We start from the raw sequence: 23,395 nt of genomic DNA, 5'->3' as shown, positions 1-23,395 counted from the left end.
TGTTCCTATAAAAAGGCGATTTACTAGTCCCAGTGCCATTCTTCTCGCAGCCGCTCGCTGCAAAACTCGACGAAGCGACGCACGCGTGGCGCCAGGTGTTGCGCGTTCGCATAGACCGCCTGTAACGGAGCCGCGGAAATCGTGTAATCCGGCAACAGCCGCACCAGACGTCCCGCCGCGATATCGTCGCCGACATCCCAGATCGACTTGATGACGATGCCCGCCCCTTCCAGTGCCAGCGTCTGCGCGGTTTCGCCATCGTTGGTGACGAAGGTCGGACGTACGTGCACGACGATCGCGGCGCCGTCGTGCTGGAAGTGCCAGTCGCTGGTGGGATGTTCGCCGAACACGATGCAGTGATGCGCTGCCAGCGCTGCCGGATCGGAGGGAAAGCCGTGCCGCGCAAGATAAGAAGGCGCAGCGCATACGACACGAAAGTTCGGTGCCAGCTGTCGTGCGATCAGCGACGAATCCGCCAACCGGCCAAAGCGCACCGCCAGATCCATACCTTCCTCGACCAGGTTGACCAGTGCGTCGGTGAGTACGAGTTGCACGCGCAGCTCCGGATGCAATGCCTGGAAGGCGACCGCGAGCGGTGCGATGCGACGGCGGCCGAAGCCGCGCGGTGCGGTGATGCGAAGCACGCCGGTAACGGTGTCGCGCGTATGCGATACGGCAGCCTCGGCTTCTTCCACTTCGGCCAGTATGCGCACGCAACGCGCATGGAAGATGGTGCCCTCTTCCGTTAGCGACTGGCGCCGCGTCGTGCGCTGGAGCAATCGCACGCCCAGCCTTGTTTCAAGCGCGGTCAGTCGTTTGCTCACGACGGCCAGCGACAGGTCCAGTTCCCGCGCGGCGGCCGAAAGACTACCTGCCGAGACCACCCGGGTGAAGACCGTCAGTTCGAGCAGGTTGTCGATCATTCTCAATCCCTCGGAAATATAGGCATCGCTCTTTCGTGCATGATCGCCCTGGGCCCCTGCCTGCGCAGGAGCGACGGTGAGAGATAGATATCCTGCCGACATCGGAGACGCTGCGGGCTACGATGTCCGCTTCACCACCCCATCGTCGTTCCTGCGCAGGCTTCGAACCCAGCGCGATGCAAACGGTTCTCGCGACACGCGTATTCGAAACTCTATTCCACCGGCACCAATGCAATAAAATTCCGCAGGCTGTAGTACCGATCCTCGCGAGGCCAGTTCACCGAACTCAACGCCTTGTCGCCCGCAGCCCAGGGTTTGTTGTCCAGCAGTACTTCGATCTGCGTGCGGCCATCGCCCACGTTGCCGTAGAAAACGCGGACCCAGTGCAATTCGCCCGTCAGCGACTCTGTGGCGATGACCGCCTGAAGCGCCGTCATCGCTTCGTCGGGCACGTCGAGAGGCTCGGTACGTTCGCCGCGCAGCGTAAAGTTGCCAATGTAGGCATCCCACGGGCGTCCGCCGATGACGATGCGCTCGACCGCGAGCTTCGACGTGTCGACGGTATGCCAGCAAGCCGCCAGCATCACGTGGAAATCGTTGCTCGCAAAGGTGGCAAGCGCGTCGCGGCATCCAGCCTTGCCGCCGCCGACACCCGGGAAAATCTCTTCGATCCGGCGCTCCTCATCCAGCACGATATCGATGTCGAGTCGACCGACCTGCCCGTCCTTACCCTCGTGCCAGACGCCGCAAATGGCCGGGAAATCGCCTTCCGTCAGCAGCCATTCGTCCTCGTCGCGCTCATCGGGTTCGTCGAGTTCGATGCCGTGTTCGGCGAACAGGTCGAGCAGGTAGTTCTGGATCAGCCGTTCCATAGGGCTCCGGTCGGACAGGGGTGATGAAAGGGCACGATTATGAGGCTTTCGACATGCCAGGTAGCTGAAGCAGTGCGATAGCGGCCGCCGGATTGCGTTCCTTCGCGGCGGAGATGAAGTACAGGAAGACGTCGCGCCCGGCATGTTTCTGCCCGGGATTGCCCGCATGGGGCAGGTCGGCGGGGTCGCTGCCCTTCGCCCACTCGCCCGCCCGGCGCGCCCATGCCGCCAGTTCGTACGCCGGATAGCCGGATTCTTCGCTCGCCCTGCTCCTCATCAACCGGGCGTAGACGAAGTCGCCGGTCAGGTCGGCAAAGGACGGATAGTTGGGCGAATCGGTGAACACGGTGGCGACGCCATGCTTCCTTGCCAGGGCCAGATAGGCCTCGCACCTGAAGCTCTCGTTCCGCACCTCGACGGCATGACGCAGGGAGATCTGTCCGACCTTCGCCGGCAACAGATCCAGGAAGGCCCCGATGGCTTCGGGGTCGAAAACACGTGTAGGTAGCAGCTGCCACAGGATAGGGCCGAGACGGTCGCCCAATGCAACGATACCTTCGACGAATCGCTCGATCTGCTCACCGGCATGTCCCAGCGTTTTGATCTGCACGATGCTCCGTGGCGCCTTTACCGAGAACACGAAGCCGGGCGGCGTTTCGGCGGCCCATTTCTCGTACGTTTCCCGGCTTTGCGCCTTGTAATAGGTACCGTTGATCTCGATCGCCGTGACCTGGCGGCTTGCGTACTCCAGTTCGCGCCGTTGAACGAGACCGGCGGGATAGAAGTTGTTTCGCCACGGTGCGTAGGTCCAGCCTCCCATACCGCTGCGGATATGGCCGGGTTGGGTCCCGACTTGTTCCTGCATGGAAACCATGACGAAGACTCTCGGAAATGGAGGGCGCAGACTGGCACGATAGCGGTGGACGATCCGTCGTCGTTCCGGTTCAGCGCAGCCCCAGCCGGCGAGCGCTGCGGGCCAGATTCGCCCGGTCGACGCCCAGCGACCGGGCGGTGGCTGCCCAGTTGCCATCGTGGCGTTCCAGCTGGTCCTGAATAATGCGGCGCTCGTGGGATTCGAGCATGGCGCGCAGGGTGGTGCCGCGCGGCGTTTCGCTTTCGGGCAATGGCGTTTCCGGTTCGAGTGGTTCCGATCCGGAAAGGTCGAGGGTCGCGGCGGTCAGCGTGAGGACCGACGCGTCGTGATCGCGACGACTTGCCATGGCCCGCAATACGCTGCGGCCGATCAGATGTTCCAGTTCCCGTACGTTGCCCGGCCATGGGTGGGCGAGCAATGCGTCCTGGGCGTCCGCGGCAAGACGAATGCCTGTCAGACCCGCCCTCGCCCTCGCCTCTTCCAGAAAGGCACCGGCAAGCAGCAGCACGTCGCGCCCACGTTCGCGCAACGCCGGCACCGTCAGTGGATACACGCTCAGGCGATGAAACAGGTCGGCGCGATAGCTGCCGACCTTCACGGCCTCCGCCAGATCCCGGTTGGTCGCCGCGATGACGCGCACGTCCACGGTGTGTTCGCGATCGGAGCCGACACGTTGCAGCTGTCCCGTCTGCACTACGCGCAATAGCTTGGCCTGCACGCCGGGACTGAGTTCTCCGACTTCATCGAGAAATAGCGTGCCCTTATCGGCGAGCTCGAATTTTCCTCGACGGTCACCGGTCGCGCCGGAAAACGCACCTCGCACGTGACCGAACAGCTCGCTTTCGACCAGGTTTTCGGGCAGCGCCGCGCAGTTGATATTGACCAGCGGCTGCGTCGCCCGCGACGACGCGGCGTGAATGGCGCGTGCGACGAGCTCTTTTCCCGTGCCGGTTTCGCCCTGGATCAACACGTTCAGGTCGCTGGTGGCGACGACGCGGATTTCTTCCATCAGGCGACGATAGATCTCGCTCTGGCCGATGGGTCCGCGAGGCGTGCGTTCCTTGGCCGCATTGCGATAGGCCTCCGCACGCCGTCGCTCGGTGGTGGCCGAAATGCGTAGCGCCGTCATACGTTCGGACGCCACGACCGTCGCCGCCGCCAGCGATGCGAACGACGCCAACGCCGACAGGTCCACCGACTCAAAGCTTCCCGGGGCCAGCGAATCCAGCGTGATCACTCCCCATGTACGGCCGTCGACGCGCAGGCGGCATCCCATGCAGTCATGCACCAGCAGCCGGCCCTGCTGATTCGGAATCAGGCCGTCGTACGGGTCGGGAAGCGGACTGTCGTGAGGAAACCGCGTGGGGTCTTCGTTGGCGACGAAAAGTTTGAGACGTGGATGCTCGTGAATCGAAAAGCGCCGCCCGAGGGTGTCTTCGCTGAGGCCGTCGACGCTTAGCGGAACGAGGATGTCGTTGTCGAGACGAAGGATCGCCGTGGCATCGCAGGGAAAATGCTCGCGCAATGTCTTCAGCAGACGCTTGTAGCGCTCGGCATCGTCGATGTCGTGCGTGAGGTCGGCAACGAGGGGGAGTAAACCGGAAAGCAGGGAAGCAGGAGTCATAGAGACAACGTCGAGTCCATTCGACAGCAAAAGCTGGTAGTCATAGTGACGCAAGCCATGATTAAGCGCTTGCTTTACATCGCATCTTACGATGGCACGAATGATGATTGCAGAACACAACGATCGTTGCGAATAGCAACGACATCCATCGTTGTGAGGTCGAGCATGTTATCCGCTGAACATATCGCCATCGTAAAGGCCACCGTGCCTCTGCTGGAAGTACATGGAGAAATACTTGCCAGCCATTTCTACCGTTTGCTTCTCGACGAACATCCGCAACTTCGTTCGATGTTCAATCATTCCCGGCAGATCAACGGCGAACAGGCGCGAGCGCTTTCGGCGCGCATTCTGGCGTATGCGCGCAATATCGACCGCATGGAAAAACTCGGCCCCGTCATATCGACGGTCTGCAGCAAGCATGTCTCGAAGTACGTGCAACCCGAGCATTATGCTCTCGTGGGCGAATGTCTCATGCGTACGATTCGCGACGTGCTTGGCGAAGAGACGGCGACAGACAGTCTGATCAAAGCCTGGAGTATCGCCTACGCGCAGTTCGCCGGCGTCCTGGTGGGGGCGGAATTCCAGATGTACGACAGTCAGGAAAACGCACCCGGCGGCTGGCGGGGTCTTCGTTCCTTCGTCGTCGTATCGCGAACGATGGAATGCGACGAGATCGTGTCGTTGCGTCTTCGGCCGCTGGACGGTGGCGACGTCATACGGCACAGCCCAGGCCAGTACATCGGCCTCAACGTCACGATCGACGGCCAGGAACTGCGTCGCAACTATTCGCTATCCGCCGTTGCGAACGGACATACCTATCGCATCAGCGTGAAGCGCGAACCCGGCGGCATCGTATCCAACTATCTCCACGATTCGGTCGCCATCGGCGAGACGCTGGCGCTCTATCCCCCGTCGGGCGAGTTCACGTTGCAGGAGGGCGCACGGCCTCTGGCCCTCATCAGCGCCGGCGTGGGAATCACTCCCGTCATGGCGATGCTGGAATCCGCCGTACAGGCCGGCCGCTCGATCAACTTCATCCATGCGGCGCGCCAGCGCAGCGTGCATGCCTTTCGCAACAGGGTCGACGAACTCGCGGCCACCTACCCGCGCCTGAGACGGTTTTACTGCTACGAACGCGGCGAAACCGACGACGCCTGCACTGGCCTGGTCACCCGCGAACGGCTGCGTGCATGGTTGCCGGACATACTGAACCTGGATGTCTACGTACTCGGGCCGCTGGCGTTCATGCGCGCTATACGGGTTCATCTGGATGCCCTGGGAGTGCCATGGGACGACGTGCACTACGAATTCTTCGGGGTGACGTCGGCGCTGGAATAGGCCCGGGCAACCGAAAAGCTGATTGCCATGAGAATGATTCGCACTTAGCATTGCCGGGCTTCCTTCCCCAGATGCCTCCCCATGCCTTCACGTCTTACCGTGCTGTCGCTTGCCCTGTTGGCCAGCGGCCTGCTTTCGCCCGTCGTTTCCGGGCAGACGGCACCCCCGCCGCCCGCGGCCGAACTGGAGAGTGTGAAGGTCGTGGGCGACTGGTTGGGCGAAGCCAGCCGTAACACCGTGGCGAACCACCCCGGCGCACGCACCGTGGTGCGGCGGAAAGAGTTGGCCGAAAGCGGCGCGGTCAACCTGCGCGACGCACTGCGCCGGGTTCCCGGCGTGCAGGTCCAGGAGAGCAATGGCACGGGCGGCAGCGACGTCTCGCTCAACGTGGGCGTGCGCGGCCTTACATCGCGGCTCTCGCCGCGCTCGACCATCCTTCTGGATGGCGTTCCCATCGCCGTGGCGCCTTACGGCCAGCCGCAGCTGTCGATGGCGCCGGTCGGGCTGGGTAACCTGCAGGCGGTCGACGTGGTACGCGGTGGCGGTTCCGTTCGCTACGGGCCGCAGAACGTGGGCGGCATCATCAACTTCGTTACGCGCGATATCCCCGAAACCTTCGGCGGCAATGCGGGCGTGCAGTTGCAGGGTGGCGAGCATGGCGGCATCCGCACGCAAAGCAATCTCTTTGTCGGTGGCACCACCACGCAGGGTCTTGGCGTTGCATTGCTTTACAACGGCACGCACGGGCCGGGTTATCGCGAACGCGAGGACAACGAGAGCATCGACGACATCATGCTCAAGGCGCGCTACACATTTTCCGAAACCGACGAACTGACCGGCAGCCTGCATTACTACGATGGCCATGCCGGCATGCCTGGCGGCCTGACCCAGGCCGACTACGATGCCGACCCGTTCCAGTCGCGCCGTCCGTTCGACGACTTCCACGGTACGCGCAAGGACGCGGTGCTGAAATACAGCCATCGCGACGATCGCCGTACGTTCGAAGTCCAGACGTATTACACGGACAGCTTCCGTGGCAGCCATATCGAAACCATTGCACCCGGAACGGTAGCCGGTACCTATACGCATCAGTTGATGGCCTATCCGCGCGATTACCACACGTTCGCCATCGAGCCGCGCTACTCGCAGCTTTTCGACTGGGGCCAGTGGACGCATGAAATCAGCGTCGGTTATCGCTATCTCAATGAAGCGATGCACGAGCGCACGCTGCGCAACAACAAGTACACGTCCACCCTGGACTACACGCCTTACGACAGCTTTCCGTACGCCGGGCCGTACGTGCTTTCCGGCGACAACACCGGCGGTAACGAAGCACACGCCGTATACATCGACGACACGATCAACGCCGGCGACTGGACCATTACGCCGGGCTTGCGCTACGAGCGCATCAACAGCTGGTGGCAGGCGCATCCCGGCGGCACCGTCGTCGTAAAGGGTCCGACCTTCCGGCGCGACCACTATTCGCAGCCGTTGCCCTCGCTCAACGTCATCTATCACCTGACGGATGCGTTGAAGTTTTACGCGAACGCCGAGACCTCGTTCGGTAGCCTGCAATATTTCCAGATAGGTCAGAAGGATTCGACGAGCCAGTTCGCGTCGGGGCTTCAGCCCGAAAAAGCGCGTACGTACGAGATCGGTACCCGCTACGACACTGCCGCCTGGGGCGGCGAGGTATCGCTGTTCCGGATCAACTTCGATCACGAACTGCAGTTCGTCGGCAAGCTGCCCGGCGTGGTCGATTCGTACGATGGCTGGACCAGTCTGGGCGCCACGACGCATAAGGGCATCGAATCGGCGGCCCACGTGGACCTCGGCGCGTTCGACGACCGCTTGCGTGGCCTGTCGCTGTGGGGCACCGCCACGTACACGCATGCGTTCTATCGCTTCGGTTCGTTCGAAGGAAAAGACCTGCCGTTCTATTCCCGCCGCACGGCGAATGCCGGCCTGCGTTATGCGCGCGCCGCATGGACGTTCAACGTCGACGCGTTCTCGCAGTCGCGCCAGCATTCGCCGGGTACGCCCAGCTTCGATCCGAACCATCCCACGCAATACCGGACGATCGGTACGCCCGAAGGCGACCTCGGCGATATCCCCGGCTGGACGACCTGGAATGCCCGCACAGAGTATGCGTTCGGCCCGTCGGTCTCGAACCTGCGGCTGGGCGTCGGCGTGAAGAACATCTTCGACCGCCGCTACTTCACCCGCTCTACCGACAACAACGATGGCATCTATGTCGGTCAGCCGCGCACATACTACGTACAAGCCTCGGTGGATTTCTGACATGACCCGATCCGGCACCGCTCACCGATCGCCCCGTCGCGCCCGCACGGTGCTGAAGACGCTGCATCTGTGGTTGGGACTTTCGCTTGGCGTGGTACTGGCGCTGGTGGCGCTGTCGGGAAGCGTGCTGCTTTTCGAAGACCAGCTCGTGGTCGCCGGTCACCCGGAGCTTACCGGTCACGCCGTGCCCGATCCGACGACGCAGGGTCGCGCGCTGCAACACATTCTCGGGTCGCCCGACGGCAGCGCGCTGCGCAGCATTTCGCCGCCCGACGAGGCGCTTCCGGTCTGGGATGGCGGCCTGAAAGGCGGCGACCATGTCTACTTCGATGCCGTCACCGGCGAGCCGGTTCTGCGCCGCAAAGCGTCGGGCGACGGACTGCTCATCCTGAAGGACTGGCACACGCATCTTCTGTCCGGACCGATTGGCGAGACGATCCTCGGCGTGGTGGCCTGGGCGGGTCTCTTCATGCTGCTGTCGGGCGTATGGCTCTACTGGCCGGGACGCCGTCGCGCCCTCACCCATCTGCGCCCTCACCCGCGTCCGGCGATTCTCCGCTGGGCCAGCTGGCATCGATTCGTTGGCGTGGTTGCCTTCCCGCTGTTGCTGGTCATGCTCGGCACGGGAACAACCATGGCCTACCGCGGCGCGGTGCGCGCGGGCCTTGTAAGCGCCTTTGGCGAGCCCGCACCGCGCAAGCCGCCACCGGTGCCGTCGTCGACCAGCCTCGTCGATTGGCCAGCCGTGCTGAACGCGGCGCACGCCGCCGCGCCGGACGCTGAAATCACGCGCATCATGTTGCCCGTGCGCGATGGCGCCGCGCTGGTCCTGCGTATCCGGCGTCCGGGCGAATGGAATATCGCCGGACGCAGCACGCTCTGGATCGACGCGCCGGGCGCGAAAGTGATCGGTGGCGAAGACGCCACGCGACTGGGCACCGGCGGTACCCTGGCCAATACGCTGTTCCCGATCCACACGGCGGCGGTGGGCGGCACGCTGTGGCGTGTCGTTGCCTGCATCGCCGGCGTGCTGCCGATGTTCCTTATGGTCACCGGATTCCTGTTCTGGCGTGCCCGCAGAAACCGTCCACCGGCCATGCGCACGACCTGATCTCACGATCGACACGGCTGCGCCCGGAAATCGCCATCTGGGCGACCTATCGTTGCGCGACTCATCGAAGGGGACAGTCATGAAATTCGCCGCAACGTTTGCATTCGCGGGGGCGATGGCAGCCAGCGCCGGCACGGCGTACGCTGGGGATCCCGAGTGGACCCGGCCGCAGGCACCGTTCAAGGTCTACGGAAATACCTATTACGTCGGTACGCGCGGTCTGTCGGCGATGCTGATTACGTCGCCGAAAGGTCACGTGCTGATCGACGGCACGCTGGATGTCAACGCGGCGCGGATCGAGTCGAACATCCGCGCACTGGGTTTCCGCGTGGAAGATATTCGCGTGATCCTGAACTCCCATGCGCATGCGGATCACGCCGGCGCCATCGCGCAACTGGCTCACGATAGCGGTGCCGAAGTGCGCGCAAGTCCCGCCGGCGCGCGTGCGATGCGGCTTGGCGGCAACGATCCGGACGATCCGCAGCATGGCGAGGCGCCGCTATTCCCCGCCGTGAAGGACGTCGACGAGCTGAAACCCGGCGAGACGGTGCACGTTGGCGACCTGGCCCTCGCATCGCATCCGACACCCGGCCATACGCCGGGTGGCACGACATGGACGTGGCGTTCGTGCGAAGGCAGCGAGTGCGTCAACATCGTCTATGGCGACAGCCTCACGCCGTTCTCGACGGACGGGTATCGTTTCAGTGCGGATCCCCGCCGCGTGGCGGCTTACCGCAAGTCGCTGGATACCGTGGCGAGCTTGCCGTGCGACATCCTGATTACGGTCCATCCCGATATGGTGGACCTTATGGATAAGGTCGACGCGCACAAGTCGTTGCGCAGCGAGAATGCGTGCCGGGATTACGCGGCGGCGTCGAAGAAGAAGCTCGACGATCGGCTGGCGAAGGAGCGTGCCGGGAAGTAAGAACGAGAGATCGGGGGCCCCCCTCACCGTCGCTCCTGCGCAGGAGCGACGGTGAGGTACGGGATCGGTCGAGAGCGGCGTGTTACTCCGCCAGCATCCGCCCGATCCGCGCATCCTTCTGCGCCCAGAGATCATTCACCCAAGCCTGAAACCGCTCGCGGAAAACGGCATCGTCGTCGTAATCGCCACGCAGTTCGGCAAGGATCGGCAGCTGGCGCACGTGAACGCGAATCTCGCGGACGCGGCCGGCGATGAGGTCCATCAGGCTACCCGCGCCCTGCGGATACACGATCGTGACGTCCAGCAGCGAACGCATGGCATCGCCCATGGCGTCGACGACGAAAGCCACGCCGCCCGCTTTCGGTCGAAGCAGGTGACGGTACGGCGATTTCTGCGCGTCGTGCTTGGCCTGCGTAAAGCGCGTGCCTTCGGTGAAGTTCATGATCGACACGGGGATGCTCCGGAACTTCTCGCACGCCCGGCGCGTTGCTTCGCGATCTTTACCGCGCAGTTCCGGCTTCGCTTCCAGCGTCTGCCGCGAATAGCGCTTCATGAACGGGAAATCGAGCGCCCACCACGCCGGTCCGAGCAAAGGCACCCAGATCAGTTTGCTCTTCAGGAAGAACCGAAAGAACGGCACGCGTCGATTGAACAGTTTCTGCAGCACCGGGATGTCGACCCAGCTCTGGTGGTTGCAGACGACGAGGAAGTTGTCGTGGTTCTCGATACCGTCGAGCCCTTCGACCTGCCAGCGGATGCGCGTGAAAATATCGAACAGCCATGAATTGACGGCGATCCAGCTTTCCGCGATAGCGACCAGGCCATGGGTGATGGCCTGACGGATCGGGCGCACGGGGATCGCGATCTTGAAGAACGTCAGCACGAACAGCGGTGTGACGTGAAGCACGACGTTCGCGGCCAGCAGCAGGCAGGCGAGAGGGATGCGCAGAAAGGCGGGAATCGAGGCGAGCATGCTTGACCGGAGGCGTGCAAAGACCTGAAGACTACTGGCTTAGCGCCCCCAAGCGACAGTCCTCCGCTCCGGAAGGCGGGCGCACAGGGCGCCCGCCGTTGCTACCGATCAGAATCCAAACTTCAGGATTCGCGCATATTTGCTTACATCCAGCGTGCCGAGGCCGGCGCCGGGGTCATATCCGCTCTTGCCCTGATAGAACCAGTTGTCGCCAGCCTTGATGTCGCTCACCGGCGAATATTTGCCATAGCCCAGGAAGTCCTGCAGCAGATACACCTGCGGATTCCAGAAACCGACGCGATGACCGGCATTCTGTGTCAGCAGAGCGGAGATGCCGTTGAGCTGGGGCGCCACGAAGCTCGTACCGCCCTCGCCCGTCACGACGCCGTTTTCCGCATCGGTAGACGAAATCAACAGATAGCCGGTTTCCGGATCGGCGTTCAGCGACACATCGGGCAAGTTGCGACCCGAGTAATGGGCCGGAAGCGTCAGCAGCGTCAGTGGCGTGGTCTGCGTATAACCCGGCAGGCTCACGCTCGGGTTCTGCGCCACCAGCGACTGATTGGGCTCGCTCTGGCGGATGCCGTGAGTGAATCGCTGATAGAACGGCGTCGGCCAGAAGATGCTTACGCCGCCACCGCCGCCGGTCGCGAAGAGGTCGTAGACGCCGGGACGTACCTTATCCAGATAGGTTTGCAGATAGTCCCAGCCCCATACCTGTTCCGTGGCGATCGAAGCCTTCGGTCCGCCCGCGAAGCTGAAGGTGAAGGGCAGCGTGGTACCGCCGGCTGCGGTGATGAACGGATCGGAGGCCGGTGCATCCACCGTCAACGGTGCGCTGAAATCGGTATGGCCGAGCGCGCGTACGGTGTCGTAAGCGCCGGAATCGCCGGTAGCCGCGAACATCGAAATGCCTTGTGCGGCGGCCTCCAGGAATACCTGGTGGAACGCGACAAGTTCGCTGGTGTAATCGCCGCCGGTCAATGGCGAATCGAAATAGAATATTTCCGGCTGGCCCCAGCTCACCGAAATACTGTCGGCGACGTTATCCGACACAGCTTTATAGAACGCGCCGAGGAAGCCGCCGCTGGTATTGGGTGCGTCGTAGACGAGGATGTCCGCGAAGGGTGCGAGGCCGCCGGACTGTTCCACGTCAAGCGACGTTTCGCCGCTGCCTGCCGCCGAACTGATGACGCCGCCGCCGTCGACATGCACCTGCGTGATACGGCCGGGCTTGGTCGTCAGACCGATCAGCGACCAGTAGTCGTAGGCATCCTGCGGAAGGAATCCGGCAAGCGTGACAATGCCGATCGTCGTGCCCTTGCCGTTGATGCCCGCCTGATAGAGCGGATTGATGTTGTAGAAATTCGCCACGTCGCCGACCGTGTATTCGCCCGGCGTATTCGTGGCTGTCGATCCGGACGCGGTCGTCAGCGTGGCGATCGCGGGCGCGGCGGTCAGTGCGACAACTTTATTGCTGTTCACGCGATGGGAAATATATTTCGGCTCGTTGCTGAGACCCGCCGCGATTACCAGTGTGTTGGACAGCGCTACCGGCAATTCGGGGTGATGGCTCGGGCGATGGAAGCGATGTCCGTCGCGCTCGTATTCATGCACCGGCGTCTGGAATGCCGTGCTGAACTGGCCGATCGTGCCGGTTGCCCTGATGGCGAGATGACTGGGCAATACCTCGACTTCCGCGATGCCGTTCTTTTGCAGGAATGCACCGATCTGGGCGAGATCGCGATCGCTGGGTCCGAAACGCGATGCGAACTGGCTGGTGGAAAGGAAGTGCCCGTAGTGCGGATTGCCAGGCGTCACGGTCTGGTAGACGTATTGTTCGAGCGACTCGGTGTGCTGGAGCTTCAGTACCAGCGTGACATTCACCGTCTGGTTGGGGTCCGCCGAACCGAGGTCGATGGTGGGGCCTTCATCGCGCGCGTAAGCGGCGAGAGAAAACGAAAACAGCACGGCCGACAAAGAAGCCGCCAGGACATGGCGGCGGAGGTTCGCGAGCATGTTGTATCTCCCATGGATAAGATCGCGACAGCGTGTCGACCCCCTGTTCATCGAGCGCTGGCCTCGTGAAACTAGCTCGCACTTACTCGCGATGGAAGCCTATTCATGCATCGTAAGTTATTGCGTAACAAGTATTTTTTCTTGCGCTGTCGAGGTGCGGCAAGGCTTGCCGGGGAACCTGTCTCATCCTCGTTACACGGGAATTCGTCGGAGTAGGAAAAATTCCTACGCGCCAGACCGAACGAACCGCCTTGTAGGAGCCCGCTTGCGGGCGAAAGCCAACAGGGCGAGGAAGACGGATGGTCGCATTCGCGAGCCCGATATCCTGGCTGCGGATGTCGCGCAACCGACTACGCATTCGACTACGCATTGTCGGGAAACGACGGGGGAGGTCGCGGGCGCCACGGATAGTCCGGTTCCGTGCCGCGACCTATGGTTGTCCGACCTCCCGATCTTGCCGATCAATGAACAGATACATGCTCCGGGTACTATCCGTTTTCCTTGCGTTATCCGTGTCGTACACGGTCGCAGCGGCAAAACAGGGATGCAATCCGCTGCATAGTCAGGGCGTACCGCAGACGGTCAGCTTCGGACGGGTGGAGGTTCCCGTCGGCGTGGAAGATGGACGCATTCTTGCCGAGATACTTTCGACGCCGGCGTACACAACGCCTACGTTAAATTACATTTGCTACAACTCCATCCGTCGCGGCGAGCTTTCGCGATTCAATACGCTGTCCGGTTACGGGCAGGGGGCCTACGAGACAGGCATTGCCGGCGTCGGTATCCGTGTTTACACCACGTCGACATCCGATCATCTGCCGCATCGGGAAGTGCCCTGGAGCGAGTACTTTCCTGGAAGGGTGTCATGGATCATGCAGAACTTCCGGTTCAAGGTGCAGCTCGTTAAAACCGGCCCCGTGTCGTCGGGAATGCTTGCCGGAGGACAGGTCGCCACCTGGGGGCATGACGGTAACCGTCAGATCACGCTCGACCTCACGCCAGTGGAAATAGCGGCACCCACGCCGACCTGCGCTTTCTCGGGGACGAACGTGTCGTTCCAGCTAAGGGATGTCCTGTTCGGGAACCTTGGTGCCGACGGCGGAAGTCCATGGATACACGGGGGCGTTACGTCGGCAGGCTGCTCGAACGTCAACGCGGTCAGGATGACTTTCGCCGGTAGCGCCGATGCCGACGATGCCGGTCTCTTCGCGGTAACGGGTGGGGCTGCCGGCGTGGGTATCGAGCTGCGTAGCATCCAGCCCGACGTGGCCGTCGTGCCCAACAGTTCGACGCCGATCGTGCTGACGCCGCGCGCCGCTGGCGACCAGTACGCATTCAAGGCTCGCTATAAACGCAATGGCCAGCCGTTCTCCGCGGGCCGAGGCGATGCGAACATCACGGTCCGTGTCGACTACGACTAGTCGTTCCAGGGGAGCCGCAGGCCGCATGTAGCCTGCTCCAGCTTGAGGTATTGCCGACGTGCCCGTTACGCTCCCAAGTCGTATTGCCGGGAGCCGACATGACATTCAACCGCGACGACGAGATGCTTTCACGCCGACGATTCGTCCAGGGCATCGCCATGGGTGGTCTTGCGCTGGGATTCGGCGTTGCACGTCCCGGTCAGGCGTGGGCGCTGACGAGTCCCGGCGAGTCGACGGCGCTGCAAGGTACGGAGTTCGCGCTCGATATTGTCGAGGCACCGGTCAACTACACGGGAACCTCGCGTCGTGCGATCACGGTCAATGGCGGCGTGCCCGGCCCGCTGTTGCGCTGGAAAGAAGGCAGCACCGTGACGCTGCGCGTGACCAACCGGCTGTCGACGCCGACATCCATCCACTGGCACGGCATCGTGCTACCCGCGAGTCAGGACGGTGTGCCGGGTCTGAGCTTCGACGGTATCGCGCCGGGCGAAACGTTTACCTATCGTTTCGACGTGCGTCAGGCGGGAACGTACTGGTATCACTCGCATACGCGCTTTCAGGAACAGACCGGACTGTATGGGCCGCTGGTGATCGAGCCTGCCGGTCCCGAACGCTATCCGACCGATCGCGACTACGTCGTGTTGCTCAGCGACTGGACCGACGAAAATCCCGAGCGCGTTTACGCAAAGCTGAAAAAGCGCAGCGACGTCTACAATTTCTCGCAGCCGACCGTTGCCGACTTTCTTGCCGATGCCCGCGCCGAGGGCGTGCGCAAGGCATGGTCGAAGCGCGGCATGTGGAACCGCATGCGGATGAATCCTACCGACCTGGCGGATGTCTCCGGTGCGACTTACACCTATCTCATGAACGGAACCAGTCCCGCCGGAAACTGGACGGGCTCGTTCCAGCCCGGCGAAAAGGTGCGATTGCGCGTCATCAACGGCTCGTCGTCCACGATTTTCGACCTGCGTATTCCCGGCCTGAAGATGACCGTCATCGCCACCGACGGTCAGGACATCGAACCGGTCGACATCGACGAGATGCGTATCGCGCCTGCCGAAACCTATGACGTCATCGTCGAGCCGCGCAACGCAAAGGCATATACGCTGTTCGCGCAATCGATCGACCGGTCCGGATATGCGCGTGGCACGCTGTCGCCCCGACAGGGCACGGTCGCGACGGTTCCCTCCATCGACGCGCGGCAGTGGCTGAGCATGGACGACATGATGGGCTCGATGGACAGCGATGGACCGATCGCCCGTCATGCCTCCACGGAATACGGTCCGGGCGTGGACATGCGCGTGGATACGCCGCGCACGAATATCGACGACCCCGGCATCGGGCTGCGCGACAACGGGCGGCGCGTGCTGACCTATGCGGATCTGAAAACCGTGGGTGGATCGCTGGATCGACGCGAGCCGTCACGCGATATCGAACTTCATCTCACCGGCAACATGGAGCGTTTCATGTGGTCGTTCGACGGCGTGAAATTCTCCGATGCGAAACCGATTCACTTAAGACTTGGCGAACGCGTGCGCATCGTGCTCGTCAACGACACGATGATGAATCATCCCATCCACCTGCACGGCATGTGGAGCGAACTCGAGGCGCCGGACGGCTCGTTCCAGGTCCGCAAGCACACCATCAATGTCCAGCCCGCGCAGCGGATCGCATTCGCCGTATCGGCGAACAATCCGGGCCGCTGGGCATTCCACTGTCACATGCTCTATCACATGGAAGCGGGCATGTTCCGCGAAGTGGTGGTTTCGTGAGGCGGCCCTGGGTCGTCATCGCGGCGCTGTTGCTGATAGCGCAGGCGCACGCGCAGTCCGCGCCGGAACAGCCGAAGATGGACATGGACCACGGCAGCATGGACCACGGGTCGATGGATCATTCGTCCATGGCCCAGCCAGCGGCGGATGCGCCACCGCAAAATGCCCCGTCGATGGATCACGGCAGCATGGACCATGCCTCGATGGACCATGCCTCGATGGATCATGGCGATATGGATATGGGCGGCATGTCGATGGCGCCCATGCAGGGCGGCAAGGCACCGGCCGATGCCCGCAGTCCCGACTACTCGGACGGTCTGGTCCACAGCCCCATGAAGCATATGGACATGGACGATTCGGCCCCCGTCGGCATGCTGATGATCGACCAGCTGGAATCATGGGCGGGACGCGACGATCACGGTCAGCGCTGGGAAGCCCAGGGCTGGTATGGCGGCGATACGAATCGTCTGTGGGTGCGTACGGAAGGCGAGCGTGCCCGTGGATCGCTGGAAGACGCCGACATCGAGGCACTGTGGAGCCATGCAATTGCCACCTTCTGGAACACGCAGCTCGGTGCGCGTCACGATTTCGGCGAAGGTCCGGGGCGTACGTGGGCCGCATTCGGCGTGCAGGGTCTGGCACCGTACTGGTTCGAACTGGAGGCCACGGCGTATGCAGGGCAGGGTGGCCGCACCGCCGCGCGTGTGCGTGCGGAGTACGAAGTCCTCTTTACCCAGCGGCTGATCCTGCAGCCGGAATTCGAGGTCAATGCCTATGGCAAGGACGATCCGGCGCGCGGCATCGGCAGCGGGATTTCCGATCTTCAGCTTGGCCTGCGTCTTCGCTACGAAATTCGCCGGACCTTCGCACCCTACGTGGGCGTGAAGTTCGTCCATACGATGGGCAATACCGCCGATCTGAACCGCAGCGAAGGACGGCGCGTCACCGATCTGCAGTGGGTGGCGGGTGTGCGCGTCTGGTTCTGACCAGGCGCGACGTCTTCTGAAACGCCACCTCCGTTCCGGCATTCCGGATTTCCTGTGGGAGCGCTCTTGCGCGCGATAGCCGACGGAGCATAGAAACGGATGTTCACATTCGCGAGCCCGGCTCTTTGGCTGCGGATGTCACCCACGGCATCGCCGCTCCGTTGGCTTTCGTACCGTCATTGATATTTTGCTTGGCACAAGCGCGCAAGCGCGCTCCCACAGAAAATCACTCGATTACTACTCTTGCATCCTCTGTCCCACCCCAAGATTCATCACCCGATAAATCTCCACCACCTCGTCGATCAACCCACGCAAAACATACGCTGCCTGCGCCACCGACCCTTGCTCGGCATCGATCATCGGCACATCGATAAGAAGATCGGCCACACCACGCATACCCGATAACCGCTCGGTGATCGCTTCATGGATATCGTCCAGCTTCAGGGCGCGACTGCCTTTGCAAAGCGGGCAGGGAATAGACAGGTCGTGGCCAGACTTCAGGACGTACGACGCGGACGCTGACGGTCCGTCTTGCTTGCTGCTCATGGCGGCATCCTCTCCGTGGATGTCCGCCACCCGCAGGGTGCGGGTGGCGGGCGTGCCAGGATAGAAAGACCGGTGCAAGTGGATCCCGGCCGGACCAAAGTCCTCCCGACACGCCCGCCATAAAAGACGAACATAACGTAGCGCAACGCATGAAGACGTCGTTTGAGATGGCGTCTTCAGCGCCACTTGCTAAACACGGACTTTCTATGCCCGATCGCCGATGTGCGGCGACCGAAAGAGCATCGCGGCCACACACGCACTCGTCAATCCATAACGCTAAAAGAGACCGGATTTTCAGAATAGTCTGAGTAGAAACGGCAACCATCCAGGTCGCGCGCCCACACACAAACCCAAGAGGCCTTGGCATGTCGCAATCATCCGGCATCCACCCGATCGTCATGACCGGCATCGTAAAGTCGGGAAACCGTACCGACAGTGGAGGCGAGCATGAGCGCATCAGGTGTTCCGCGGATACGTCCCGGGGAAGAGACCACCGGCTCCGGCGATCCCTCGCACGCGGTGCCAGACGGTCCGGAGCTGCCGGAAACCACGGGTTCCGGAGATCCCCGGCATATCCGGCCGGGGCAGGTGGATGAAGAGGAATAACGACGTGCCCTTTGTCGATTCGGTGCCTGTTCGTTCGACGAGCAAACAGGAACCCAGCGAGGAGTAGCCATGCAAACCCGTTTCCAGCGCATCACCCCGTTTCTCTGGTTCGACGACCGGGCCGAAGAGGCCGCGAAGTACTACGTCGCGATATTCGACGACGCGCGCATCGTCACCACCAACCGGTACAGCGCCGAGTCGGCCAAGGCATCGGGCCGCAAGGAAGGTTCGGTCATGACCGTGGCGTTCGATCTCGCCGGCCAGCGCTTCACGGCGCTGAATGGCGGCCCGGTCTTCACGTTCAACGAATCCGTCTCGATGGTCGTGAACTGCACATCCCAGGACGAAGTGGATCACTACTGGAACCGTCTGTCCGACGGCGGCGATCCGAAGGCGCAAATGTGCGGATGGCTGAAGGATCGCTTCGGTCTGTCCTGGCAGGTGGTGCCCACGGCATTGTTCGAGCTGCTTTCCGACCCCGACCCCGAAAAAGGACGGAAGGCGATGGAAGCGCTGATGACCATGAAGAAGCTGGACATCGACGGACTGCGCCGCGCCGCCAACGCCTGAAACGCTAGACGGGGTACGGGCCTTCCTCGAAGGTCCCGGCGTGATAACCCTTCACGCCGACCGCGCGGGCAAGGTCGCTGGTCAGCTCGCCGCCTTTCCGCAGCCGGTCGATAACGCCGGCGAAGTCGTGGCGCGGCTGCCAGCCGAGTTCGCGCCGTGCGCGCTCGTTGACGTACACGCGATCCAGATGCGGCGCCATGCGCCATCCCAGCGCCGCGTATGCGGCGTCGAAGCCCGGCACGCGCAGGCGCAGGGCAGCGGGCGTGTCCGTTCGCAGCAAGGGCATGTCTTCGGGAAGGAACGGCGTCGTCGCGCTGACGATGTAACGGCCGAAGCCAAGCGCGGGCGCTCGCTCGATCGCACACAGGTGCGCGCCGACGACATCTTCGATATCCACACGGCGATGCAGGAACTCGTTCGCCTTCGTGTTCGCATCGGTATAGGCCTCGCGCGCCGCTTTGCTGTCGTCCTCTTCAGGGAAGAAACGCGACGTGCGCAGCACGATGCAGGACAGATGCTTGTTCCGGTGCATCAACTGGCAGAGATCTTCCGCCGCCGATTTCGTTACGCCATAGATGTTCTTGGGAACGGGCACCACCTCTTCGGTGATCCATGCGGCCGGCTCGCCCACGGGCGGGACGAGCGCATCGCCGAAGACGCTGGTGGTACTGGTGTAGACGAACGAGCGCACGCCGGCGGCAACGGCTTCCTCCAGAAGATTCAGCGTGCCGGTGATGTTGGTGTCGATGAAGTCCTGGGTGCCGTGCGTCGCCACGTGCGGCTTATGCAGCGTGGCCGCATGAAGTACGGCGTCCACGCCCGCCATGCGATCGCGTACGAACGTCCGGTCGACGATCGAGCCGACATGCGTGGTGAATGGCGAGGCGAGCAGGTCGACACCGACGACATCGTCGCCGCGGTCGCGCAATGTGCGTACGAGTGCTTCGCCAAGATGGCCGGCGCTACCGGTAACGAGGATCTTCATGGTCGTGTGTATGCACATAAAGATCGTAACGTTAACGGGTACGGGTCGTCGTTGCACGTCTGGGACCGATGTGGATCGGTTCGGCTTCGCTCATCGTATTTCGCGATGTATGCGTGCACCACTACGGCATACTCCGGTTCTGCCCACGATGCCGAGGCGTAAGGCGGGGATGTGGGCTATTTCGATAGAAACTCCACAACGGCCAGCCCGAGAGAAGCCGTTGCCGCCCACCTGCTTGAGAACGCGTCCCTGGTTGCCAGAGTGCGGCCACAGGCGTAACGATCGTACCTCCCCGTGCGCGGTCTCTCTCCGGCAGTCCGGGCAAATAGGTCTTGAGGCGGCAACGAGACGAGGCTCCATAGCGCCGGCCGCGACGAAATTCAGCGCTCTTATTTCCGCATGCATATGGCCGCCACCAGTTACCGGTATGCCGCCAGCGTCTGAAATCATGAAAACTTGTTGCCAGTCGAGATCACGTCCACCTCCGGCAAACACACGGCGCCGCGCACCACCCCATGTCGATGTCTCGACTACCGCAGTCGTCAACATGCGTTGACTGAACTCGCCGGCCATTTCGCTGTGGACCGCACCGACCATGCCGTGCAGATCGTCGATTCGTTCTCTCCACGTTAATCCGGTTCGTCTGCGATCCGGACGCCGTTGTATCGGGGCGTAGTAGCGGAAGCCGTAGTAGTAGAGCCCGGTCGCGTCGCGTTCCTTGCCCGAGTAGCGCACCGTGCGCCAGTCCGCTTCCAGCTGCGAGCTTGCCGCTTGGCCTGGCAGGCTGATCGGAAGCGCGCGGCGCCGTAGACGTTCATGCCAGGTATGTCCTCCAGGCACCCGTCGGCGATGGAGACCTCACATTTCTCTCGACAAGAGTAATCATGTGAGGCTCGATGTCCTCGTGCCTGATGTGAATTTCGTTCATGGCGGCAGCCCCGCCAACGAAGGCGTCGAGCTCGTCGAGTGTCGCAGGCTCCTCATGCGGTTCAATGCCGAGATGCCGCATTAATTCTTCCTTGTTGTTCTCAAAATTTTCGTTCAGAGACACACCTGAAATATGAGTCGCATCGATCTCATACATTCGATAGTTTCTGTCGCGAACCGCAAAGCGCCGAGCGGATCGCGGGTCGCCGGACACGATGAGAGCATTGCCGTCACTTATCATGTTTGGAACCGAAGTGAAGTCCTTCGAATGATCGAAATGGGTCATGCCATCAGCACCGGGGAACCGTTTTGAAAGGCGATACACCTTTCCTCCCAATGTCCTCTCGATAAGACGGGCTCCGCTCGCGTCCGAAACGTGGCTATCGTCGGACGGCGACTCGCTTCGCGATGTTTCCGACGGAGACGTTTCAGGACTGTTCCGCCATCCGCTTGCTGCATGTGCCACCGATGGCAAGACACTCGCCGCGCCCCTTGAAGGGGCTCTGTATCCCGTGGCATTCATGATATTCATCAGTACAGCGACGGGGTCCGCGCCTCCACTTGCTGCGGGAGGTGCCGCCGAGAAGAGGTTAGCCGACGGCCTATCAATCGCAGAGGGGTACAGGGCAGTTATGGGACCTACAAGCCTTCTGCTCAAATGCTCGTTCGCGGCGGCATCGACGAGCATATCCAACTCGGAAATCGTCATCCCGCCGTTCGCTTCGCGCCCTACCGATCCATTCGTGTCGAACATGCCTATGGGATTGTTCCTGACCATGCGGTACAGATTTAACCCGTCGACATCGCCGGCCGGGTCGGGGTTGATCCAACGGGCGAGCCACGGGGCGTAGTAGCGGAAGCCGTAGTAGTAGAGCCCGGTCGCGTCGCGTTCCTTGCCCGAGTAGCGCACCGTGCGCCAGTCCGCTTCCAGCTGCGAGCTTGCCGCTTGCCATGCGGTACCGCCGAAGGGGTAGTACTCCTCGCACGAGGCCAGCTGGCCGGTCTCGTCCAGCTCCATCGCCGTGGAGCCCAGATGATCGGTCACGGCGTAACGGGTGGTGGTACTGCCATCGGCTTTGACGATGATGCGCACGGCGTCGCCGCCAAGCGCCACGGTGATCACGTCGCGATGCGTATGGGTGACGTCGTCATGGTGGCGTTCGAGCGTGCCCAGATAGCAGGTCTCGGCGATACGCATCGTGCCCGCCACATCGTGCCGCCAGCGCTTGCGCACGCGTTGACCGCCGCCATCGTACAGGTACAGTTCGCGATCGTTCTCCCGTGCCGCGCGCACGATGGTGGCCACCTCGCGCAGGCGATGGCGGCCATCCCACACCAGTGTCGCCCCGCCGGGATAAAGCTGATGGGCGTTGCCGCTCGCGTCGAAGAAGCCGTCGACCTTCGCCGGGTCCGTGGTGACGCTGGCGGGGAGCGCGCGATTGGACAAGGGCGCGATCGTCATCGCCTGCGTGCCGAGGTTCGTCGGGTTGCCACCCGCATCGTATGCGTACGCGCGGGTATAGGCGCGCAGGGAGGCGGGATCGCCAACGACCGGCAGCACATCGGGAAGGTCCGGGCCGTATCCCGCGGAGGCATGCTCGCGCCCGGTCGCTTCGATCAGCTGGTGGAAGGCGTCGTAGGCGAACGTGCGGGTCGCTTCGATCCTCGCGTTGCGATGGAAGACGAGGGGCGATGCGGTATCGCTGATCGCCAGGATGTTGCCGACCGGGTCGTAGCGGTACTCAAGGCGTTGCAACGGTGTCGTATCGCGCAGCGTCGCCGTGCGCCGCAGGCGTCCGTCGTCCGGGTCGTACGTCCAGGTCCGGGTGACCCCATTGGCGGTGGACTGCCCGATCAACTCGCCCGACGGGCCGTAGTGCAGGGCCGTCGCCAGCGGGATGCGGGAGCTTCCGGCCAGCATCACGCCGGTACGCACCGGGGCCCCGGCCACACCACGCACGACCTCTTGCGTATGCCCGGCCGCGTCGGTCTGGGTCAGCAGCGCACCGAGCGCGTCGTAGGTGGCAAGGGTGATCGCCGGAGCTTCCAGCGCGTCGGTATCCGGCCAGTCCGGATCGGTATCGCCGGCGAGCAGTTCGAGACGGGATGCCTGGACCTGTCCGGTGAGCGCGACACGCGTCGTTTCACGGCGACCGGCGGCGTCGAACGCCAGCACCGGTATACCGGCGAGATTGGCCGGCCACGCCTCGGCGGTGCCGTAAGTGGTGAGGGCAAGACAGCGCGAAGCGGTACCGGTGTCTTCATCGTGCCGTACGGGTCTCCCCGCCGGGTCGTATGTTGTCGTCTGCCAGACCCCGTTCGCGTCTCGCGACCACAGCGGCGCACCGGTATCGGCGACGAGCTGCCAGGCATCGCCGGCGTCGGCGCTCCACGCAAACGGCGCGCCCAAGGCGCCGGACGACCTACGCACCGGCACGTTGCGATCGACGGAACGGGCGTCGTATTGCGCGACGACACGGCCATCGGCGTCATACCGCGTGCGCTCCACTCGTTCCACGGTCCCGTCCGTCGCCACTCGTCGGTAATAACGCACCGTGCGGACGGGCAACCCGCGCGGATCGACGGCGACAACGACTGGACTGGAAATGATGTCCGACATAA

At 62.7% G+C, this 23,395-nt stretch carries 18 protein-coding genes; 9 read left to right on the top strand and 9 right to left on the bottom strand.

The genetic code is table 11. The features are described from left to right. Nucleotides 1-23: 23 nt before the first annotated feature. The 4 genes from AC3IR3_RS20105 to norR all read right to left on the bottom strand — a co-directional run bounded on the left by AC3IR3_RS20105 (nt 24) and on the right by norR (nt 4,293). Nucleotides 24-923 (bottom strand): LysR family transcriptional regulator, encoded by a 900-nt coding sequence (locus AC3IR3_RS20105; protein WP_489194780.1) that lies wholly within the window; start codon nt 921-923, stop codon nt 24-26. A gap of 212 nt (nt 924-1,135) precedes the next feature. Then, entirely contained in the window at nt 1,136-1,795 is a 660-nt protein-coding gene (locus AC3IR3_RS20100; protein WP_489194778.1) for a DUF6348 family protein, read from the bottom strand. A 37-nt stretch (nt 1,796-1,832) separates the two neighbouring features. Further along, entirely contained in the window at nt 1,833-2,669 is an 837-nt protein-coding gene (locus tag AC3IR3_RS20095; protein WP_489194776.1) for a DUF72 domain-containing protein, read from the bottom strand. A gap of 70 nt (nt 2,670-2,739) precedes the next feature. After that, nucleotides 2,740-4,293 carry a nitric oxide reductase transcriptional regulator NorR gene (norR, locus tag AC3IR3_RS20090; protein ID WP_489194774.1) on the bottom strand — a complete coding sequence of 518 codons (1,554 nt, stop codon included), beginning with the start codon at nt 4,291-4,293 and terminating at the stop codon, nt 2,740-2,742. A gap of 165 nt (nt 4,294-4,458) precedes the next feature. Between norR and hmpA the strand changes: the two genes are divergently transcribed. From hmpA to bla, 4 genes are all read left to right on the top strand, one after another. After that, nucleotides 4,459-5,631 (top strand): NO-inducible flavohemoprotein, encoded by a 1,173-nt coding sequence (hmpA, locus tag AC3IR3_RS20085; protein ID WP_489194772.1) that lies wholly within the window; start codon nt 4,459-4,461, stop codon nt 5,629-5,631. An 81-nt stretch (nt 5,632-5,712) separates the two neighbouring features. After that, the gene (locus tag AC3IR3_RS20080; protein WP_489194770.1) at nt 5,713-7,932 is read left to right on the top strand and encodes a TonB-dependent receptor family protein; all 2,220 of its coding nucleotides are present in this window, start codon (nt 5,713-5,715) and stop codon (nt 7,930-7,932) included. 1 nt (nt 7,933) lies between these two features. Next, complete coding sequence (locus AC3IR3_RS20075; RefSeq protein WP_489194768.1) at nt 7,934-9,043, top strand: PepSY-associated TM helix domain-containing protein; 1,110 nt, start codon at nt 7,934-7,936, stop codon at nt 9,041-9,043. Nucleotides 9,044-9,122: 79 nt separating this feature from the next. Further along, complete coding sequence (gene bla, locus AC3IR3_RS20070) at nt 9,123-9,968, top strand: subclass B3 metallo-beta-lactamase (protein WP_489194766.1); 846 nt, start codon at nt 9,123-9,125, stop codon at nt 9,966-9,968. Between the two features lie 82 nt (nt 9,969-10,050). Here bla and yihG read toward each other — a convergent pair whose 3' ends face one another. Together yihG and AC3IR3_RS20060 are read right to left on the bottom strand one after the other, a co-directional pair. Then, the gene (gene yihG / locus AC3IR3_RS20065; RefSeq protein ID WP_489194765.1) at nt 10,051-10,941 is read right to left on the bottom strand and encodes a 1-acylglycerol-3-phosphate O-acyltransferase, YihG family; all 891 of its coding nucleotides are present in this window, start codon (nt 10,939-10,941) and stop codon (nt 10,051-10,053) included. A 108-nt stretch (nt 10,942-11,049) separates the two neighbouring features. Next, a complete protein-coding gene (locus tag AC3IR3_RS20060; protein ID WP_489194763.1) occupies nt 11,050-12,960 on the bottom strand; it encodes a S53 family peptidase in 1,911 nt (636 codons plus the stop codon). A gap of 476 nt (nt 12,961-13,436) precedes the next feature. On the opposite strand from AC3IR3_RS20060, the gene AC3IR3_RS20055 reads away from it, so the two are divergent. From AC3IR3_RS20055 to AC3IR3_RS20045, 3 genes are all read left to right on the top strand, one after another. Next, nucleotides 13,437-14,381: a fimbrial protein gene (locus AC3IR3_RS20055; protein ID WP_489194761.1), complete on the top strand. Its 945-nt coding sequence runs from the start codon at nt 13,437-13,439 to the stop codon at nt 14,379-14,381. A gap of 98 nt (nt 14,382-14,479) precedes the next feature. Then, complete coding sequence (locus AC3IR3_RS20050) at nt 14,480-16,153, top strand: copper resistance system multicopper oxidase (protein WP_489194759.1); 1,674 nt, start codon at nt 14,480-14,482, stop codon at nt 16,151-16,153. After that, the gene (locus tag AC3IR3_RS20045; protein ID WP_489194757.1) at nt 16,150-17,139 is read left to right on the top strand and encodes a copper resistance protein B; all 990 of its coding nucleotides are present in this window, start codon (nt 16,150-16,152) and stop codon (nt 17,137-17,139) included. Before AC3IR3_RS20050 ends, AC3IR3_RS20045 begins: the two co-directional genes overlap by 4 nt. Before the next feature lie 237 nt (nt 17,140-17,376). On the opposite strand, the gene AC3IR3_RS20040 is transcribed toward AC3IR3_RS20045, so the two are convergent. Continuing rightward, nucleotides 17,377-17,685 carry a hypothetical protein gene (locus AC3IR3_RS20040; protein WP_489194755.1) on the bottom strand — a complete coding sequence of 103 codons (309 nt, stop codon included), beginning with the start codon at nt 17,683-17,685 and terminating at the stop codon, nt 17,377-17,379. Nucleotides 17,686-18,132: 447 nt separating this feature from the next. Between AC3IR3_RS20040 and AC3IR3_RS20035 the strand changes: the two genes are divergently transcribed. Both AC3IR3_RS20035 and AC3IR3_RS20030 read left to right on the top strand, forming a co-directional pair. Beyond that, a complete protein-coding gene (locus AC3IR3_RS20035) occupies nt 18,133-18,291 on the top strand; it encodes a hypothetical protein (protein ID WP_489194753.1) in 159 nt (52 codons plus the stop codon). A gap of 69 nt (nt 18,292-18,360) precedes the next feature. After that, nucleotides 18,361-18,861 (top strand): VOC family protein, encoded by a 501-nt coding sequence (locus tag AC3IR3_RS20030; RefSeq protein ID WP_489194751.1) that lies wholly within the window; start codon nt 18,361-18,363, stop codon nt 18,859-18,861. 4 nt (nt 18,862-18,865) lie between these two features. Here the strand turns inward: AC3IR3_RS20030 and AC3IR3_RS20025 are convergent, their stop codons facing one another. After that, on the bottom strand, nt 18,866-19,846 hold the full coding sequence (locus AC3IR3_RS20025) for an NAD-dependent epimerase/dehydratase family protein (protein WP_489194749.1): 981 nt from the start codon (nt 19,844-19,846) through the stop codon (nt 18,866-18,868). An 814-nt stretch (nt 19,847-20,660) separates the two neighbouring features. Further along, entirely contained in the window at nt 20,661-23,393 is a 2,733-nt protein-coding gene (locus AC3IR3_RS20020) for an RHS repeat-associated core domain-containing protein (RefSeq protein ID WP_489194748.1), read from the bottom strand. Between the last annotated feature and the right edge of the window lie 2 nt (nt 23,394-23,395).

The sequence above is a fragment of the Luteibacter sp. GL_149 genome (genome assembly GCF_057834065.1).
This window is presented reverse-complemented; position numbering and strand designations above follow the sequence as displayed.

What these genes read in the sequence shown, in the direction of transcription:
- bla (WP_489194766.1), top strand. Translation starts at nt 9,123, where the DNA reads ATGAAATTCGCCGCAACGTTTGCATTCGCGGGGGCGATGGCAGCCAGC.
- hmpA (WP_489194772.1), top strand. Translation starts at nt 4,459, where the DNA reads ATGTTATCCGCTGAACATATCGCCATCGTAAAGGCCACCGTGCCTCTG.
- yihG (WP_489194765.1), bottom strand. Translation starts at nt 10,941, where the DNA reads ATGCTCGCCTCGATTCCCGCCTTTCTGCGCATCCCTCTCGCCTGCCTG.
- AC3IR3_RS20095 (WP_489194776.1), bottom strand. Translation starts at nt 2,669, where the DNA reads ATGGTTTCCATGCAGGAACAAGTCGGGACCCAACCCGGCCATATCCGC.
- AC3IR3_RS20060 (WP_489194763.1), bottom strand. Translation starts at nt 12,960, where the DNA reads ATGCTCGCGAACCTCCGCCGCCATGTCCTGGCGGCTTCTTTGTCGGCC.
- AC3IR3_RS20100 (WP_489194778.1), bottom strand. Translation starts at nt 1,795, where the DNA reads ATGGAACGGCTGATCCAGAACTACCTGCTCGACCTGTTCGCCGAACAC.
- AC3IR3_RS20105 (WP_489194780.1), bottom strand. Translation starts at nt 923, where the DNA reads ATGATCGACAACCTGCTCGAACTGACGGTCTTCACCCGGGTGGTCTCG.
- norR (WP_489194774.1), bottom strand. Translation starts at nt 4,293, where the DNA reads ATGACTCCTGCTTCCCTGCTTTCCGGTTTACTCCCCCTCGTTGCCGAC.
- AC3IR3_RS20035 (WP_489194753.1), top strand. Translation starts at nt 18,133, where the DNA reads ATGAGCGCATCAGGTGTTCCGCGGATACGTCCCGGGGAAGAGACCACC.
- AC3IR3_RS20020 (WP_489194748.1), bottom strand. Translation starts at nt 23,393, where the DNA reads ATGTCGGACATCATTTCCAGTCCAGTCGTTGTCGCCGTCGATCCGCGC.
- AC3IR3_RS20025 (WP_489194749.1), bottom strand. Translation starts at nt 19,846, where the DNA reads ATGAAGATCCTCGTTACCGGTAGCGCCGGCCATCTTGGCGAAGCACTC.
- AC3IR3_RS20080 (WP_489194770.1), top strand. Translation starts at nt 5,713, where the DNA reads ATGCCTTCACGTCTTACCGTGCTGTCGCTTGCCCTGTTGGCCAGCGGC.
- AC3IR3_RS20040 (WP_489194755.1), bottom strand. Translation starts at nt 17,685, where the DNA reads ATGAGCAGCAAGCAAGACGGACCGTCAGCGTCCGCGTCGTACGTCCTG.
- AC3IR3_RS20030 (WP_489194751.1), top strand. Translation starts at nt 18,361, where the DNA reads ATGCAAACCCGTTTCCAGCGCATCACCCCGTTTCTCTGGTTCGACGAC.
- AC3IR3_RS20050 (WP_489194759.1), top strand. Translation starts at nt 14,480, where the DNA reads ATGACATTCAACCGCGACGACGAGATGCTTTCACGCCGACGATTCGTC.
- AC3IR3_RS20055 (WP_489194761.1), top strand. Translation starts at nt 13,437, where the DNA reads ATGCTCCGGGTACTATCCGTTTTCCTTGCGTTATCCGTGTCGTACACG.
- AC3IR3_RS20075 (WP_489194768.1), top strand. Translation starts at nt 7,934, where the DNA reads ATGACCCGATCCGGCACCGCTCACCGATCGCCCCGTCGCGCCCGCACG.